General features: G+C 36.9%; 25 protein-coding genes. 19 read left to right on the top strand and 6 right to left on the bottom strand.

What is annotated here, in order from left to right; all coding sequences use genetic code 11:
- Window positions 1-464 precede the first annotated feature (464 nt).
- The 19 genes from BK574_RS26675 (at window position 465) to BK574_RS26750 (ending at window position 11304) form a co-directional block, all read left to right on the top strand.
- Entirely contained in the window at window positions 465-878 is a 414-nt protein-coding gene (locus BK574_RS26675; protein ID WP_078430996.1) for an endonuclease domain-containing protein, read from the top strand.
- Between the two features lie 262 nt (window positions 879-1140).
- Window positions 1141-1317, top strand: coding sequence for a helix-turn-helix transcriptional regulator (locus BK574_RS27205; protein WP_142248109.1), 177 nt, complete (start codon window positions 1141-1143; stop codon window positions 1315-1317).
- Between the two features lie 22 nt (window positions 1318-1339).
- Window positions 1340-2167, top strand: a complete 828-nt coding sequence (locus tag BK574_RS26680) for a tyrosine-type recombinase/integrase (protein ID WP_078430997.1) — start codon at window positions 1340-1342, stop codon at window positions 2165-2167.
- A gap of 11 nt (window positions 2168-2178) precedes the next feature.
- Window positions 2179-2310, top strand: a complete 132-nt coding sequence (locus tag BK574_RS29005) for a hypothetical protein (RefSeq protein WP_274379472.1) — start codon at window positions 2179-2181, stop codon at window positions 2308-2310.
- Window positions 2311-2315: 5 nt separating this feature from the next.
- Window positions 2316-2525 carry a hypothetical protein gene (locus BK574_RS26685; protein ID WP_078430998.1) on the top strand — a complete coding sequence of 70 codons (210 nt, stop codon included), beginning with the start codon at window positions 2316-2318 and terminating at the stop codon, window positions 2523-2525.
- Window positions 2526-2552: 27 nt separating this feature from the next.
- Entirely contained in the window at window positions 2553-2894 is a 342-nt protein-coding gene (locus BK574_RS26690) for a hypothetical protein (protein ID WP_078430999.1), read from the top strand.
- Between the two features lie 124 nt (window positions 2895-3018).
- On the top strand, window positions 3019-3384 hold the full coding sequence (locus tag BK574_RS26695) for a hypothetical protein (RefSeq protein ID WP_078431000.1): 366 nt from the start codon (window positions 3019-3021) through the stop codon (window positions 3382-3384).
- A gap of 451 nt (window positions 3385-3835) precedes the next feature.
- On the top strand, window positions 3836-5101 hold the full coding sequence (locus BK574_RS26700) for a bifunctional DNA primase/polymerase (RefSeq protein ID WP_158211776.1): 1266 nt from the start codon (window positions 3836-3838) through the stop codon (window positions 5099-5101).
- Window positions 5102-5107: 6 nt separating this feature from the next.
- Window positions 5108-5281 carry a hypothetical protein gene (locus tag BK574_RS27210; protein WP_218970645.1) on the top strand — a complete coding sequence of 58 codons (174 nt, stop codon included), beginning with the start codon at window positions 5108-5110 and terminating at the stop codon, window positions 5279-5281.
- Window positions 5282-5319: 38 nt separating this feature from the next.
- The gene (locus BK574_RS26705; RefSeq protein ID WP_218970644.1) at window positions 5320-5694 is read left to right on the top strand and encodes a hypothetical protein; all 375 of its coding nucleotides are present in this window, start codon (window positions 5320-5322) and stop codon (window positions 5692-5694) included.
- Window positions 5695-5791: 97 nt separating this feature from the next.
- The gene (locus BK574_RS26710) at window positions 5792-6364 is read left to right on the top strand and encodes a hypothetical protein (RefSeq protein ID WP_078431003.1); all 573 of its coding nucleotides are present in this window, start codon (window positions 5792-5794) and stop codon (window positions 6362-6364) included.
- 10 nt (window positions 6365-6374) lie between these two features.
- A complete protein-coding gene (locus BK574_RS26715; protein ID WP_078431004.1) occupies window positions 6375-6980 on the top strand; it encodes a hypothetical protein in 606 nt (201 codons plus the stop codon).
- Entirely contained in the window at window positions 6973-7167 is a 195-nt protein-coding gene (locus BK574_RS26720) for a hypothetical protein (protein ID WP_078431005.1), read from the top strand. The genes BK574_RS26715 and BK574_RS26720 overlap by 8 nt, the downstream gene beginning before the upstream one ends.
- A gap of 34 nt (window positions 7168-7201) precedes the next feature.
- Window positions 7202-7411, top strand: coding sequence for a hypothetical protein (locus BK574_RS26725; RefSeq protein WP_078431006.1), 210 nt, complete (start codon window positions 7202-7204; stop codon window positions 7409-7411).
- A gap of 102 nt (window positions 7412-7513) precedes the next feature.
- Window positions 7514-7864 carry an HK97-gp10 family putative phage morphogenesis protein gene (locus BK574_RS26730; protein ID WP_078431007.1) on the top strand — a complete coding sequence of 117 codons (351 nt, stop codon included), beginning with the start codon at window positions 7514-7516 and terminating at the stop codon, window positions 7862-7864.
- 4 nt (window positions 7865-7868) lie between these two features.
- On the top strand, window positions 7869-7991 hold the full coding sequence (locus BK574_RS29350; RefSeq protein ID WP_078431008.1) for a Com family DNA-binding transcriptional regulator: 123 nt from the start codon (window positions 7869-7871) through the stop codon (window positions 7989-7991).
- 92 nt (window positions 7992-8083) lie between these two features.
- Complete coding sequence (locus tag BK574_RS26740) at window positions 8084-9841, top strand: phage tail tape measure protein (protein WP_078431009.1); 1758 nt, start codon at window positions 8084-8086, stop codon at window positions 9839-9841.
- Window positions 9838-10584 carry a hypothetical protein gene (locus tag BK574_RS26745; protein WP_078431010.1) on the top strand — a complete coding sequence of 249 codons (747 nt, stop codon included), beginning with the start codon at window positions 9838-9840 and terminating at the stop codon, window positions 10582-10584. The genes BK574_RS26740 and BK574_RS26745 overlap by 4 nt, the downstream gene beginning before the upstream one ends.
- 120 nt (window positions 10585-10704) lie before the next feature.
- Window positions 10705-11304 (top strand): hypothetical protein, encoded by a 600-nt coding sequence (locus tag BK574_RS26750; RefSeq protein ID WP_078431011.1) that lies wholly within the window; start codon window positions 10705-10707, stop codon window positions 11302-11304.
- Between the two features lie 190 nt (window positions 11305-11494).
- Here the strand turns inward: BK574_RS26750 and BK574_RS26755 are convergent, their stop codons facing one another.
- From BK574_RS26755 to BK574_RS26775, 6 genes are all read right to left on the bottom strand, one after another.
- Window positions 11495-11800: a helix-turn-helix domain-containing protein gene (locus BK574_RS26755; RefSeq protein ID WP_238458156.1), complete on the bottom strand. Its 306-nt coding sequence runs from the start codon at window positions 11798-11800 to the stop codon at window positions 11495-11497.
- Window positions 11801-11805: 5 nt separating this feature from the next.
- On the bottom strand, window positions 11806-12348 hold the full coding sequence (locus BK574_RS26760) for a MerR family transcriptional regulator (protein ID WP_078431013.1): 543 nt from the start codon (window positions 12346-12348) through the stop codon (window positions 11806-11808).
- A gap of 188 nt (window positions 12349-12536) precedes the next feature.
- A complete protein-coding gene (locus BK574_RS27810; protein ID WP_158211777.1) occupies window positions 12537-12704 on the bottom strand; it encodes a hypothetical protein in 168 nt (55 codons plus the stop codon).
- An 82-nt stretch (window positions 12705-12786) separates the two neighbouring features.
- Window positions 12787-13383: a replication-relaxation family protein gene (locus BK574_RS26765; RefSeq protein ID WP_078431014.1), complete on the bottom strand. Its 597-nt coding sequence runs from the start codon at window positions 13381-13383 to the stop codon at window positions 12787-12789.
- The gene (locus BK574_RS26770) at window positions 13380-14579 is read right to left on the bottom strand and encodes an FtsK/SpoIIIE domain-containing protein (RefSeq protein WP_078431015.1); all 1200 of its coding nucleotides are present in this window, start codon (window positions 14577-14579) and stop codon (window positions 13380-13382) included. Before BK574_RS26770 ends, BK574_RS26765 begins: the two co-directional genes overlap by 4 nt.
- Before the next feature lie 52 nt (window positions 14580-14631).
- The gene (locus BK574_RS26775) at window positions 14632-14961 is read right to left on the bottom strand and encodes a hypothetical protein (protein ID WP_078431016.1); all 330 of its coding nucleotides are present in this window, start codon (window positions 14959-14961) and stop codon (window positions 14632-14634) included.
- Window positions 14962-15026 lie beyond the last annotated feature (65 nt).

The raw sequence follows: 15026 nt of genomic DNA on the forward strand, positions 1-15026 counted from the left end.
TTGTAATCATTATTCATGAAGTCACGGAAATTAATTGTCTGAACTTTCATAATTAACACCCTCCTAAATATTCTGAACATTCACGAAAGGGCACACACTTTAACTCCTTCCCCCCTGGTTTCCTCCCCCGCACCCCCACCATCCTAACCCCCCAACCTCCTTTTTTTAAACAAAATACAAAATGCTTATATACCAATGGAAAATGGGGAATTAATGAATTAAGGATAATGAAGCAGGAAATGAATTTTTGAATGAATTGGCTAATGAATTTTTGGTAGCGGAAAATTCCGTTACGCTAATGAATTATCTAAGTCATTAACAACCTATGCAGCATCTTGAAATAAGTTGCTTGTACCTAAATAATTTTTAATTCATCAGCTAATGAATTTGCTGTTACTCTTTTTTGAGTAATAGCTAATGAAGTAGATGCCCAAAAATGCGCGCGTACTTGTGAGGTGAAAAAGATGGATCAGAAAACAATTGAATATATAGTGTTTGCGGTTATTCTGGTTATTCCATTGATACTCTTTCTTAAAAGAAAACATGTGCCTGAAAAGGTGGTCACTCCTTTGGATCGGTGCGAGTCTCCAATTGAACAACGTTTATATAAAGTTTTGGTGAATAACGGTTATTACGTTGCTACACAGGTGCCATGTGGCCGCTATCGTATTGATTTAGCGTTGCCAGGGGACCGTATAGCGATTGAATGCGACGGGGAAGCTTATCACTCTACCCCACAACAAAAAGCCCATGACAGGCGAAAGAATGAATATCTAAGGGCGAACGGTTGGAAGGTGCTTCGATTTTCTGGAAAGAGGATTTATAAGGATATGAGAGGAATATTAAAACGGATTGAAAAAGAAGCTAAAATAACTTAATTATAGCACGTACGTTCGCTTTATTGACGGTCTAAGTTTAACTTAGGTCGTATTTTTTATGATTTTTTCCGACATTATGTAAACTAAAAGGACTGAGGGAAATTTCTCACTCAGTGAAAACGTTGATAAATCAGTACTTATAGACAAACTCGAAACATAATAATAGTTATGTAGGAAATTAAGTAAAAAACTTACAATAAAGTTATTGACACCCCATGTATAGTTATTGTATAGTTATCTTAACGAAAGAGAGGGAAATCAAATGGTTGATGAAAAATTAATTGGCATTAAGGAATTATCAGAAAAGCTTGGAGTAAGTGAACAACAGATTTATAAACTGCAACGTGAGGGATTACCTAAAATTAAGATTTCCCATAAGGTTACTCGTTATGATTGGGAAGATGTTGTTCAGTGGCTTAAGACTCGAGATCAAAATTAAAGGAAGGTTGGAGGGGAACGCCATGAATTATATTGAGTCGTTTGTGGATTTCTTGAAGGAAAATGAAAAGAGTGACAACACCATAGGGAGTTATGTAAGGGATGTAGAGCAGTTCTTAACGTTCTATGGTAAAGACATTAAGGATGTTACTAAAAACGATGTGGAGGGCTTTAAGAAGCATCTGAACAACAAAGAAATGACCATTAAAACGATCAACAGAAAATTAGTCAGCATGAAGCAGTTCCTCGACTTCCTTAATGAACACTTCAAGTTAGGGTTAACAGTTAAAGTGAAGCCAGAAAAACAGCATCGTCAGGATTATTTAGAAGAGATGTTAGAGAAGCAAGACTTTGAAAAGATGGTGGAGGCTGCCGTCAGAAATAACGACATTAGAGCAAAAGCAGTTTTCTATACGTTGCTTAAAACAGGAATGCGAGTTAGTGAAATGCTCCAACTAACTACCAGTGACATTGAAAAGCAATCTATCACGATTAAAGGGAAGGGCAGTAAATACCGTGATATTTTCGTTCCTGTGAGCTTGAGAACGGTCTGGGCTGAATACATCCCTCATCGTGTTAAAACGTCTGAGAAGCTATTCACGGGGCAAAGAGGACCAATCAATAGGCATACTGTACACCATATGATTAAAAAGTACGCTGAAATTGCAGGTGTAAGCGAAGTAAGGGCACATGCTCACAATTTTAGACACCTTTATTGTAAAATGTTAATCGAAAATGGTTATTCCATTGATACCGTTGCTGATCTTGCAGGGCATAGCGATATAAACACAACACGAATTTACACACGTAAAACACGTAGCGAACTTGTAGCGGCTGTAAATGATTTATAGGAGGTGGAGAAGTGAACTCAAGTAAATCGACAATTAAGAATGTCGGTCGGCCATATTTAAGTGATGAAGCCTTTAAAAATTTTGTGGCTACTTATAAAAAGATGGTTAAACAAAATGAAGAGAAGAGAAAAGAAAAGGAGTGAGTCCAATGACAGAAAAAGAAAAGTTTTATCCTTTTGTCAAACCAGGAGAGACGAGAAAAGAAATGGTGCGCGTGCTTACTAAAGGATTGGAAAGGTCTATAACGGATCAAGAAGCTAAAATTATCTATTGGCTTGGAGATTGCGATCCAGAAACAAGGGGAGTTCTTTTAGATTTATTTAAGGAGTTATCAGAAAAGGACCGAAATAAGCAATAAAAACTATAAATGAAAAGGGGTAATGTAATGAACTTAGCGGAAAAGTTATATGACCAATTAATCGATGAACAAGCGGAATTAGAAGGATCTATAAAGTTTGTTGATGATGTAGTAGAAAAAGACGACTGGGACGATTTATTGGCCGAGTTACAACTCCCATGTGAAGTTGAAAGCGAACTGATAGACAAAGCGGCTGAGTGGGTGTCTGAAGCTTCAAAAGAGGCGTTTGTTATGGGTTATCTGTTAGCCATGCAAGGAGTAATACCAAAAGAAAAGAAAAAGACAACAATCAATCTTGCGGTATTAGAAATGAAATTAAAGAACAAAGAGAAAACCGACCAGCTGCAACTGATCGGTCACACAAAATAAGTAACAACACTTATATATAGTTTACTACAAAGTAAAGGTTTATTCCTCCTACTTTGCTCACAAACACAACACATAATCCGCATTATGTGAAAAAATACATTATTACAAGGAGTTGTACTGTCATATGAGAACAGGAACAAAATTAACTGTTTCGGAATTAGTAACACTTTTCAATCAAAATAAAGGGAATTATATATCGTTTAACGTCACTTCAATACCTGGGAAAAAACCAGGAACTAATTTTCTTAGCTATCTGAATATAAAACAAGCTTTTTTAACTCCAATAGAAGGTCAATATGACATGCAAGAAGGTTTATACGGGATTTACACTAATAAGCCTGGCATGTTGGTAGAATTTGAAGAAAAAAGAAATCAATTATTTATTACTGAATATGCAAAAATCATAAAAGATAAGCATGTAATTGAAATAAAAGAACCTCAAAGTAATATGTTTATACAAATACAATTCTTTGAAAAAGACAATCAATAAAGATGATCCGAATAAGGGGGTATTGAGTGACAGCTCGTACCCCCTAATTTAATAGCGTTCTCAATAATTAGACAAATTATACTAAAGAGATTGCACTTGACAACAAAAAATGATATAATGAAAAAAGGATAAAACACGAAAAGACGCAAGGTTCGCCGCCTTACGTCACGTTAAGGTGATTTTCGCCGATCACCTTTAAAAATGATGACTATTACCGTAGTCACCCTAAAACTAAATTGTCTATAAATATCATACCACTAACATAGTGTTAGCGCAACATAAAAATTGCTATAAATATAGCGAAATGTAACGTATAGTTATCAAAATGTGCAAATAAATGTACAAAAAGTGATAATTATCGGTACTAAAGTGGTGTTCAGACAGTTCGTTACATAAGGTGAAAAAATGGTGATAGTCATCCAATCCGATTAGGGAAGGGGTGACTATTTTTGTGTCTGATAAGCTCGTAACATTACATCCACAAGAAGAAAACGAAAATATTATAGATACTATTCACGAATGCAGAAAGAGGAAATGGAGTTTTATACCTGTTAAACAGGACAAGCTCCCTGACTTTGATCTACTCCCTAAAGAGAATGGCAAGAAATCATGGAAAGGGTATCAATACCGTTTACCTACTCCACAAGAGCGCATTGAATGGGAAAGTGCAGAAGGTATTGCTGTTGTTACTGGGAATATTAGTGGAATTATTATTTTAGATGTGGATCTTGGAGGCATGGAGTCACTTAAAGGTAAAAGTTTACCCCTTACCCCGTGCGTTAGAACCCAAAGTGGCGGTTTTCACTATTATTACAAATATCCTAACAAGCCAATTACATCTAAAGCTAACATTCTAAACAAAGTAGACATTAGAGGCGATGGAGGTTATGCACTTTTACCCAATACCCCTAAATATGAATGGGTTGAAGGTATGCATATTGAGGAGATACCACTTGCCGATCCTCCTGAATGGCTATTGAAACTGGTGACTAAGAAACCTAAGGAAAAGGGTGAAGCAAGTAATGAATATTCATTACTCGCTACACCCCCCAAGAAGTATCCTAAAATACAGACCTTAGGGCAGTTTGACAGCAGTAAACTAACACAGTGGTTTAGTAGTGAAGAAGTGGCACAACGCTTTTTAGACTACATGGGGATTGAAAGAGAAATCGGACAAGGCTTTAAGTGTATTATTCCAGGTCATGATGATAGCAAACCTTCAGCAAGTATCTACAAAGGGGATAACGGGGTGTTTGTTTATAGGGATTGGCATGGGGGATTTAACGAACAAGTTTTAATGCTGCCAGAAGCCTATGCATCTATCCATTACAAAAAAGTAGTTACAATGAATACAAGGGGAGAACTTGGAGAAAAGCACATTGGAAAGCCTGAGTTTGCTACATGGTCCATTAGGATGTTAGTTGATTTACAAATGATTGATCCGTATCCAGTAAAAGCTAAGATACTACCAAACAATGAAAAAGAAACGGTAAAAAAGGTTTATGAGGGCTTCAAGTTATTGTTAGGGTGCAAATGGCTTTATACACCAAATGAACCTACGCCTTTTAGTTGGCGTTTCGCTCGTGCATGGTGTGGAGTTAGTGAAAGAAAATGTGGTGAAGCAATCAGATATTTATTAGCTAAAGGTTATATTGAAATTGTTGGTGAAACGTCTGGAAGAGGACGGAAAATGAGTTTATTTAACATTAAGAGGTGATGGTAAATGCCAAACTTGGATGAAGTGAGAAAAGAATACATGAGAGAGTACAGAAAGCAAAATAGAGAGCGCATCCGACAAAAGCAAAGAGAATGGAGAGAAAATAATCCCGACAAAGTAAAAGAAATTTATGAACGCTTTTGGATGCGTAAAGCTAAGGAATTACAACACAACACCTAAGCAGAATTATGTTTCCACTTGAAAGGGGGTGAGACATGATGAAGGAGAATGACCACGAAAAAAAGCCCATGGACGAGTTGCCGCTCGAACATAGGCAGGTACTTAGCCTTTTGAGAGAAGGCTTAGAAAATGCTATCACTGTTAATGATATACAGAAACTTACAGGTATATCAAGTGTAAGAATTAGACAATGCGTTAATCAATTGATTGTGAAATACGGTTATATCATCGGGAGTTCAACTAAGTTTAAAGAAAGCGGCTTTTTTATTCCAGTGACAATGAGTGAGGAAAAATTAGCGATTACTCAATTGTCATCGAGAGTAAGGAAGATTAGTGAGAGAGAAAAGGCGTTGATCCGTAATATTGCGAATAAACACAATATAGACCTGATTGAGGCATTGAGAAGCACATAAAAAAAGGAGAGGGTGAAAATCCCCTCTCTAATATACCCGTACCAGTTCGAACGTATATTCTCATTATATCATATTTGTTTGAGAATAGGAGGGTAAAATGAGTGAGGAAATTCTCTTTATACACCATGAATTAAGGCGATTATTTCAATTAGTTAAAGATATGCCTATTATAGAAAATTTCTTGATTGAGTTTGAAGAAGAATTGGACGAGGATATTTACCCGACGATGACAATACCAATAGACGGTGAAATTAGAGTAAGGGGTGTTGATGTGGAAAAGATCGTTATAGAACGTGAGGAAGCGAGAGAAAGCATCGTTAAGCGTGTAGAGGTATTAAAAAGAGATCAAGCGGTGTTATTTGATGCAATGAGTCGCTTAACTTCAAGAGAACAAGACATCGTACGGTCTATTTATATCGGTGATAGTGTTCCACAGATCCACCAGAACTATGAAAACGAATTGCTAAATAGTATCAAAGAAAAGTTGTTTGCTGGAATACTTGAAATTCGGTCTGGTATTGAAGAAAAGCGCATGACTGAATATGAACGTGAGAGACAGGAAAAGGCATCTGCAATTAAGCGGAAAAACGATAGAGAACGTAAAGGAAAGCGTGAGTTTATAACGAATTTTAAGGCTTCTGTAAAAACTAATAAAGAAAAAGTGGTATAGGGGGATTAGCATGGAAAACGCATATCAAGAGTTTTTAGATACATTGGATGGAGTTAAGGAAAAGAAAAGAGGGTTGGCACTTACAATCAGGGGTGAACAAGATCAACTTCGTTTGCATGAACAAGAGTATAAAAACCTTATTTTAGAAGGGGAAGACAAGAAAGCGGATCAGCTATTTGAGGTTATCTTTAACCTTAAAAAGAACATTGAAAGCCATACTCGCAAACTGAATGTACTTAATAGCTCAGAAGTAAATACAAGTGGTTTAGTAAAAAATGCTGCTAATAAAGCGGTAGTAAGCATTTCAGAGGATCTTGTTGTATTTGACGAAGAATATAAATCCATACATGAACGGGTCCAAAAAGCGAAAGAGAATTATTTGAAGGAAATTGTTGAACTCGGTGAAGTAGTTCGACTGGAACGTAAAAAGAAAGAACAGTTAGGTTTTGTGCTCAAGCATAGCCCTGAGAAGCAGAAGGAATTTGGGTCTATGTATCATCAAAAGCTGGGTTACATGCCTTTGACGGTTGATGATATTTATAGTTCGCATTTAAAAGGCTTAGAGGTCGATTACAAACAATTAAAACAAACTATTGGAGGTTTTGAAGATGAGTAAAAAAGCATTAGTGAATTTCTTAAAAGAAACAGGAATGAAAGAAGAGGTAATTACTGAATTCGAAAAAATTTATAATGAGTCCGTGAAAAAAGAGTCCGAAAAAGAGAAAGAACAAAAGGCTAATGAACATTCTGATTTTCAAAAAACAATTGCTGATTTGGCCCAAAAATTGAATATCACAAAATAAGACATAACCAAAATTATGTTTCGAGGTGTGCCGAATGGATGAAGCGAAAATCATAAAAGAGTTAGAAAAATACCAAGAAAGATTTGAAAAACAAGCGGCTCAATTGAAAGAAGTTGACGGGCAAATTGACCATCTAACCAAAAGAGCTGAAGGGTTAACGACTCAAAACGTTAATCTTATGGAGTTTATCCATACTAAAGGTCTTATGATCGAATTTCATGAGTTTGTAAGGAAAAAGAAATGATTGAAATAGGGCGGTTTTTAACGAAGTGGATTACGTTACCTATAGTCATTATCTGCTTAGCTGCTTGTTTGTTTAACTATTACAAAGTAAAGGGGTGATCCCTTGAAGATTAATATTAAGGTGAATGGTTTAGACAAGTTACAAAAAGAACTTAAGCGATACGCAAAAGAAAAACCTGAAGGATTAAAAAAAATTGTTGCTGAAACTGCTGTATCTGTAGAGGGTGGTGCTATTGCCCGTGCACCTGTAGATACAGGTAACTTAAAGAATTCAATGGGGATCAGATTTGAAAATGATGGTGCAACGGCTGAAGTTTTCAATTCAGCTAATTATTCTCAATGGGTAGAGTACGGTAGTTATAAGGCCGCTGCACAACCTTTCCTTTATCCTTCCTGGGAACAACAAAGTAAAAACTATATGCAAGCCCTTATAAACGAAATGAAGAAGGTATAAGCCTATGGAAGCGGTTCTGATAGCTGTTAGGTGTTGCAAGTGCAATAAATTACTCGGTAAGTTAGAAATTAACGCAAAAGCTGAGTTGAAGTGTCCTAAGTGTAAGACAATGAACAAAATTAAATAATTAGAGGCTCAAGAAGCCCTTTCTATGCAAAAAAACACGCATGGAGGGGGCTTTTATTTATCCCCTCCGTAGCAGTCGAGAGGGTGATAATAATGGCTACAATTAGTGAATTAATGGTCAAATTCGGTATTGATACGTCAGACGTTGAAAAAGGTATGACTGGGATCCAGGAACAAACTAAGAAATTTGGCGATGGAATGACGGGTACTGGAAAGAAGATGACGGGTTTTGTAACAGGTCCTATCATGGCTTTATCAGCGGGAATATTGGCGCTTGGTGTGAAGACAGGACAGTATGCTGACGAGGTGCTTGATTTAGTTGACATAACTGGAATGTCGAGTGATTCGATCCAGGGCTGGAATCGAGTTGCCGCACATGCCGGAGTGTCAACTACCGCGGTTACTGACGCTTCACAAAAGCTAACTAAAACGATGTATCAACTTGAAACTGGATCGGAGAAGCAAACGAAAGCATTAGGTAAATTATCGTTGAGCTTTGAGGATTTACAAAAAATGAGTCCTGATGAACAGATGGACACGCTTATGAAAAGTCTTTCTGATGTGGAAGATCCAGCGGAACGAGCGAGGATCGGAACGGATTTATTAGGTGGAGCTTTTAAAGATATAGCTCCCATAGTCGGAATGACGAGTGATGAAATGTTTGCTATGAAGCAAGAGGGCGAAGATTTAGCAATGTCATTGGAAGATTTACAAGAAGCAAATGGTTTCCGTCAAGAAATGGAGAAATTAAAAGCGGAATTTGCTTCTACAGGTCGTTCACTCGCTACTCAATTAATGCCTCTCTTAAAAGATACGTTACTACCACTGATAAGAGATACCATTGTTCCTGCGGTAACGTCATTTATAGAGAAAATAGGGAGTCTCGCTGAGAAGTTCAGTGAACTAAGCCCACGAACGCAAAATATTATTTTAGGTCTTGTAGCTACTGCTGCGGCAATTGGCCCACTATTGATTGTAGTAGGAAAACTCGCTACTGGATTTTCCGCTTTAATGGGGGCAGCTAAATTTTTAATACCTATCATCGGTGGAATTTCGTGGCCAGTACTTGCAGTAGTTGCCGCTATTGCCGCTGCTATCGCCATAGGTGTTTTGCTTTATAAAAATTGGGATACCATCAAAGAGAAAGCAATTGAAATATGGGATGCTATCGCTACATGGTTTAGTGAAGTTACACAAAAAATCAAAGATTACGTCAAAGAAAACTTTGAAGGTGTCTATAATTACATTGCTAATTACTTGGAAATGGCAAAAGGGATCATTACCGATGTTTGGAATGCAATTAAACGAACATTTTCTAACGTCTTGGACTTCCTAAAAGCCCTTGTAAGAGGCGATTTTGAAGGAATGAAGAACGCTGTTAAGGCGCAAATGGAGAATGTAAGAAGCCTTATTTCTTCCATTTGGAACCGAATTAAGTCGTTTTTCTCTACGGTACTTAGTGATATATGGGGAACGGTTAAACAAAAGTTTCAAGACATCGTAAATTCTGTACAAGAAAAAATGTCCGATGCGAAACAAAAAGTAATAGACCTATGGGACGAGGCTCAGTCTTTCTTAACAAGTATTGATTTATTCCAAGTAGGTAAAGACATTATCCAAGGTTTGATTAATGGTATTGGTTCGATGGTCGGTGCTGCAATCAAAAAAGTAACCGAAGTAGCAGGGTCAATAAAAGATGCCATAACTGGATTTTGGAGGACTTCTTCACCATCACGGGTAGCAATGGATATTGGTGAAGATCCGATAGGGGTAGATGATGAAGAGGCAGAAAATAACGTTAAACTCATGAGTAAATTAACCATGTTTAATGCAGGGGTGAGTGTAGCATGACATTAGTTACAACGTTAAGTGTGAGTGGTGATTTCGCTGTGATGACGACAGACACAAGGAAAGTAAATAAAACGTATTACAAGGATCTAAAAACGGGGGAATATGAAGCGGTCGAGGGTTCCCCCCTCAAAGTTTCACAGGAGAAAAGTTATAAAGTGGAATTCTTATCTGCTTTTGTCATGATGGGAACGGGTGGAACGTCTGAGCTTGCTCTCTATATCAAGAAAAAGCTAAGAACGAGGGTTAACTATACAGATGACTTAAAAGCGTGTGGTGAGAAGCTGAAGGCAGTTATTGATGAGATCCGCTTAGATGAACATGCACCTGTCTTTTGTTGGTTCTTAGATCAAACAGACGGGGTGTACGTGTTATTAAATGGTTTTTATGAAGATGGTAGCAATGGTTTAGTCGTTTATGGCGCGTCACCAGGTGCAAAAGTGGAGGAAGTACCAGCACCTTTGAGTCATTCTCAATGGGCTATGATCCCACCAGTAAATATGTATACAGAAGTTTTTAAGCCTAAGCTGCAAGAGGGAACATTGAACGAGGCAGTTAATCTGCTGTTAGGGTTTCATGGTCAGATAGCTTACTTACAAAAGGTTGAAGTATCTTCAGACTGTCATTATTTCATCATAAAAAAAGGTGAAGGTGGGGTTCTGACTACACACCAAGGCGTATTCGATACCTCAATATGGCATAAGGAATATGATAAAAACGTAAGTGATGTGGAATGCGGGTTGTAAATGGGAGGGAAACCCTCCTTTTTCAAAACATAATACTCGTTATGTGGAACATTTAGGAACAGAAAAGAATGCTGTTTTTTCCTAATGATTTAGGTAAACCAGTATATAAGGGGTGAGACAATGGGTGGACACGGTAGTGGTAGATATGCGGCAGGACTTGAAAAAGGTAAAGAAACAGTTGAACAATACACACATTTTAATATAAATTTCCTTGCTCCTTTTTTAAAGAAAGGCAAGAAATTACACCTAAAAGCAGAAATGAAAAGTAATCCAATAAGTAAGTTAATTGTTGATCCTAATGAGATGTATATCGAGCTGGAATATAAGAAAGATCAAGAAGTAATCTATTTAGATAAAACACCTTGTCACTTTGGAGGATATCGCTATTGGTTTTTATGCCAATGTGGCAAACGAGTAGGAAAGTTATACCATGGTCAATTAGGCTTTGCTTGTCGTTCATGTTATGACCTTAATTATGTCAGTCAGCAATATGCTAAAACTGATTGCAGTTACTTTATTTGGCGAATGTACAGAATAGCAAATAAAGTAGATCCTGAATTTAACAAACAGGGGTTAAATACAAATTTTCCGATATTCAAACCGAAATATATGCACTACAAAACATACAGAAAACTGTTGCATAAGTTTGAATTATATAGGTTCAAAGGAGAAAGGGTATGGATCAAAGGGTGTTCGTTAATAGTTAACCGTAGATTTTAGGTGCTCAAATTTGAGCGCCTACCAGGGAAAATTAGGGATTTAAATAGATCATTTGCGAACAGAAAAAGAAGGTAGCTCAACTTTGAGCAGTCCTTTTTTATTGAACTCGAAACATAAGATTTCTTATGCTGAACCTGAAAAAACCTGAAACCCGCATAACAAAAGGACTGCACCATTTCGTGCACCCCTTTTAATAGGTTTTGTCTTTCTCAGGTGGATTTTGTGAGTTTTCTTGTTGCTCTAACCAACGAAAAAACGATTCCCTTTTTACTCTTTTAGTTCGACCAATCCGAATTAAAGGGAAATCTTTGTAATCCATGATCTCATAAGCTACACGCTTAGAAATACCCATAATTTCAGAAATATGAGTTGCAGTTAAAATATAAGGGTAATCATTCGATGTTTCTATGATGTCAGTCTGTGTGTTTTCAGTTTGGGGATGGTTTTGAAAAACTATATTACCGTCATCATCATTGATAACTTTTATTTCAATCACTATTTTCATTTACTGAATAACCTCGCAAAAAAACCTCTTTTTTTCTCTTCTTGTGCTGTAGCTATTTGTAACCTGGTTTCCATACTTTCACGAAGAGAATGCAGTAATGCTTCATCTCGTGCGTTTAGTCGTTCGTCTATGTATTTTTGTTGTTCATCAAGCTTAGTTATCAAGGCTTTATTAAACTTTTCTTGCTGTACATTCTGTTCTTTGAGGGATTGTAATTCCTCACGTATTGACTTTAATTCCTCAGCTAATAAAACGTCAGGGCCTTTTATAGGTTCAGGTTTATATGACTCCCCATTAGTAGCGAAATAATGTTCTATTTGCTTTATAGAGTAATTGCGATCTCGATGCAATTCACGTATTAATTTCATACGCTCTAAAGCGGCTGCATCAAACACATTATAGCCTGATGCATTCTTTTGCAAAGGGATATAATGCTTTAGATCCTTTACCCAATTACGAATAACATTAGGCGTTTCATCAAGTATGTTGGCCACTTCTTTAACGGTAAGTGGTTTTTCTTCACTTAGGTTTTTATCCATGTTTTTACACACCTCCAATACTTAGGTAAAAACCTAAATACCTTAATAAATTAGGGTTATTATCATTTTTACTAAGGTTTTTATATAAGTTAGAAACTTAGGTTTTTATTAACTAACGTTAGCAATAGTTAGCCATATGAACAAGGTCGGAATATATGTTCGTGCAGTAGATAAAAGAAAAACACCCTCTATCGAGAGTGCTTATTCGTGTATATTTCGTAGATATTCGGTTTACGTGCAGGGCGCATCATATCTTGTTCTATTAGTTTTTTGATATATTCAGAAAACCCTTGTTTCATAGCATGGTCCAATAACTTCAACTCACCAGTTTCGAAAGTAACCATTTTCTTTTTCATGCTGCATCACTCCTCGATGTTAGTAAACTTCCCGACGTCGGGAACATTTGAGTTCAAAACTTTCCCCGGGGGGAGATTTAAGTTATTTGAGAGATTGTAAAAACTCCTGAACGGTCCGACTTTGAAAAATACGGAAATGATTAGATGTCACATCGTAACGGGTATCTGTAATAAACCACACATTCGGAAAGTATTTCTTTTCTCCTTGCCAGGGTTCACTTTCCCATTCACGACTATTATAAAAATCCTCATACCGTTGCATTTTGGCACCCATTACCGATTTAGAATAAACACTCTTTTGGATCTCCACGAAGAAAGGCGCACCCTTCCATATCATGAATATATCAGGTTCCATGTACCCTTTACCGTATTTAGGTTCAATGGTGAATATAGAAGGTTCAGCATACTTTCTCACTTGTTTGTAAAAATCGAGAATGGCTAAAAAGTGCGGTATTTTCTGGCTGTCTGTTTTGATCGGTGAAGGATCGGTGAAGTAAATATAAGGTTGTTGTTTGGTATTCGCTGTAACGTGGCCTTGTAACCTTAACCGCTTCAATACGTTGTTTGCTGCAGGAACAGGATATTTTAAATGATTGAAATGTAAATCTAAAATGTCATCACGGGACATGCAACGGAACCGCTGTAGATCCTCAATAATTACCTTATCACGTTTTCTCATTCATCTAACACCCCAAACACTTCATCTTTTTCAACCTCAATTTTTGACTCTCCAAAATTGGCGAGTGTCTCAGACGCATTTAAAGGCTGTTTCTCGGTATTTTCTTCTTTAGGTGATTTATACCCCTCTAATATCTTTTTCGCTTTCATATCGCTCAAATATGGAGCTTGAATTTCAACTAACTCATGAAGCTTTAATAACATTCGACCACGTTGTTCTAATTTGATCTTTTCAGCACCTGGAGTATCTGTAATTCGTGAATTGATTAAGTTGGAATGCTTAAAGCCCATACGGACCGTCAAATTATTCTTGAGTTTACCATCTAATATGTCACGGTCTGGACGTTGCATTGAAAGGATCAAGAATACACCTAACGCCCTTCCTATGGCGCTTATATCCTCAATAATGGCCATAATTTCATTTTCTTTCTTGAGTAAGGCCACTTCATCGATGCAAACTAAAACATAAGGTTTGTTATGGTTCGTGTTTTTATTGAGATCGTCAATGTGCGTTAGTTCATATTGGTCCAATAAGTCGCCTCGTTCTTCCATTTCACGTTTCAACTCGTTCATGACGTTCTTTAGTTCATTTGCTTTTGTATAAACGCCCTTCACATGCTTCACACGCTTGAATAAATGGAATTCTGAGCGTTTTAAATCACCTAAATACATTTGTAAGCGATCATGTGAAACGGATTGAATAAGAGTGGTTAGAACGCTTCTGAGTTGAGTACTCTTTCCGCTTCCTGTCTCACCAGCCACTAAAAGATGTGGAAAGGTTACCATGTCATAGGCCACATATTGACCGTTTGCATCTTTACCGCAAAGAACAGGTAATTTATGAGAGCTCAAAATTGAGCTGTACTTTTCAAAGTTGTAAATCAGTTTGTCAGGTAGTGATTGACCGTAAATGGTTAACGTGAACTTTTTATTATCCTGGTCTAACTCAATGTTTTTTCCAAATTGTTGTTCAAACACCCACATTTTCTTTTTGAAACTGGACGGATCGAGGCCCAACGGAATAGTAAAGACATACGTTAGTTTCTTGTTTTCATGATCTATATCGACATGACGTATTTTAGGCATGATAGGGATATCTTTGTTATCTGATTTATAGGTAAGATGCAAGTCACCTGCTTTAAACGCTTGCAACAGCTTAGATTTAGCTTGTTGTTTCCTCATGAAGTTTTTAATCACTCTATTCACTCCTTATATACTCGGTGCTTTCTAACATTTTTGTGATAAAGCCTTATAACAAAGGATTGAGATAAACAAATAGGATAAGGGCCGCAATTAAAGCAAAGGGCATAACAATTTTAACGAACTTTAACAATTGAGAGGCAAACTGATAAAAACCATTTATAGCAAAGTACTTTTCCATTAAAGACATAGTAATTAAAACAAAACCGATACACCCCATTAATAAATAAGCTTTTGCTACTAATGGCGGTGGACTGAGTAAGGAAGAGGGAGAGAAAACAGTTGTGACAGACAACAAAGGCAAACGATAATCAAACTTCCTCTTTACGTTGTAATCATTATTCATGAAGTCACGGAAATTAATTGTCTGAACTTTCATAATTAACACCCTCCTAAATATTCTGAACATTCACGAAAGGGCACACACTTTAACTCCTTCCCCCC

It is taken from the genome of Alkalihalobacterium alkalinitrilicum (assembly GCF_002019605.1).
Taxonomy (GTDB): domain Bacteria; phylum Bacillota; class Bacilli; order Bacillales; family Bacillaceae_F; genus Alkalihalobacterium; species Alkalihalobacterium alkalinitrilicum.

Bases quoted from the DNA above. Each gene is read 5' to 3' on its own strand.
- BK574_RS26675 (WP_078430996.1), top strand. From the start codon at position 465: ATGGATCAGAAAACAATTGAATATATAGTGTTTGCGGTTATTCTGGTT.
- BK574_RS27205 (WP_142248109.1), top strand. From the start codon at position 1,141: ATGGTTGATGAAAAATTAATTGGCATTAAGGAATTATCAGAAAAGCTT.
- BK574_RS26680 (WP_078430997.1), top strand. From the start codon at position 1,340: ATGAATTATATTGAGTCGTTTGTGGATTTCTTGAAGGAAAATGAAAAG.
- BK574_RS26685 (WP_078430998.1), top strand. From the start codon at position 2,316: ATGACAGAAAAAGAAAAGTTTTATCCTTTTGTCAAACCAGGAGAGACG.
- BK574_RS26690 (WP_078430999.1), top strand. From the start codon at position 2,553: ATGAACTTAGCGGAAAAGTTATATGACCAATTAATCGATGAACAAGCG.
- BK574_RS26695 (WP_078431000.1), top strand. From the start codon at position 3,019: ATGAGAACAGGAACAAAATTAACTGTTTCGGAATTAGTAACACTTTTC.
- BK574_RS27210 (WP_218970645.1), top strand. From the start codon at position 5,108: ATGCCAAACTTGGATGAAGTGAGAAAAGAATACATGAGAGAGTACAGA.
- BK574_RS26705 (WP_218970644.1), top strand. From the start codon at position 5,320: ATGAAGGAGAATGACCACGAAAAAAAGCCCATGGACGAGTTGCCGCTC.
- BK574_RS26710 (WP_078431003.1), top strand. From the start codon at position 5,792: ATGAGTGAGGAAATTCTCTTTATACACCATGAATTAAGGCGATTATTT.
- BK574_RS26715 (WP_078431004.1), top strand. From the start codon at position 6,375: ATGGAAAACGCATATCAAGAGTTTTTAGATACATTGGATGGAGTTAAG.
- BK574_RS26720 (WP_078431005.1), top strand. From the start codon at position 6,973: ATGAGTAAAAAAGCATTAGTGAATTTCTTAAAAGAAACAGGAATGAAA.
- BK574_RS26725 (WP_078431006.1), top strand. From the start codon at position 7,202: ATGGATGAAGCGAAAATCATAAAAGAGTTAGAAAAATACCAAGAAAGA.
- BK574_RS29350 (WP_078431008.1), top strand. From the start codon at position 7,869: ATGGAAGCGGTTCTGATAGCTGTTAGGTGTTGCAAGTGCAATAAATTA.
- BK574_RS26740 (WP_078431009.1), top strand. From the start codon at position 8,084: ATGGCTACAATTAGTGAATTAATGGTCAAATTCGGTATTGATACGTCA.
- BK574_RS26745 (WP_078431010.1), top strand. From the start codon at position 9,838: ATGACATTAGTTACAACGTTAAGTGTGAGTGGTGATTTCGCTGTGATG.
- BK574_RS26750 (WP_078431011.1), top strand. From the start codon at position 10,705: ATGGGTGGACACGGTAGTGGTAGATATGCGGCAGGACTTGAAAAAGGT.
- BK574_RS26760 (WP_078431013.1), bottom strand. From the start codon at position 12,348: ATGGATAAAAACCTAAGTGAAGAAAAACCACTTACCGTTAAAGAAGTG.
- BK574_RS27810 (WP_158211777.1), bottom strand. From the start codon at position 12,704: ATGAAAAAGAAAATGGTTACTTTCGAAACTGGTGAGTTGAAGTTATTG.
- BK574_RS26765 (WP_078431014.1), bottom strand. From the start codon at position 13,383: ATGAGAAAACGTGATAAGGTAATTATTGAGGATCTACAGCGGTTCCGT.
- BK574_RS26775 (WP_078431016.1), bottom strand. From the start codon at position 14,961: ATGAAAGTTCAGACAATTAATTTCCGTGACTTCATGAATAATGATTAC.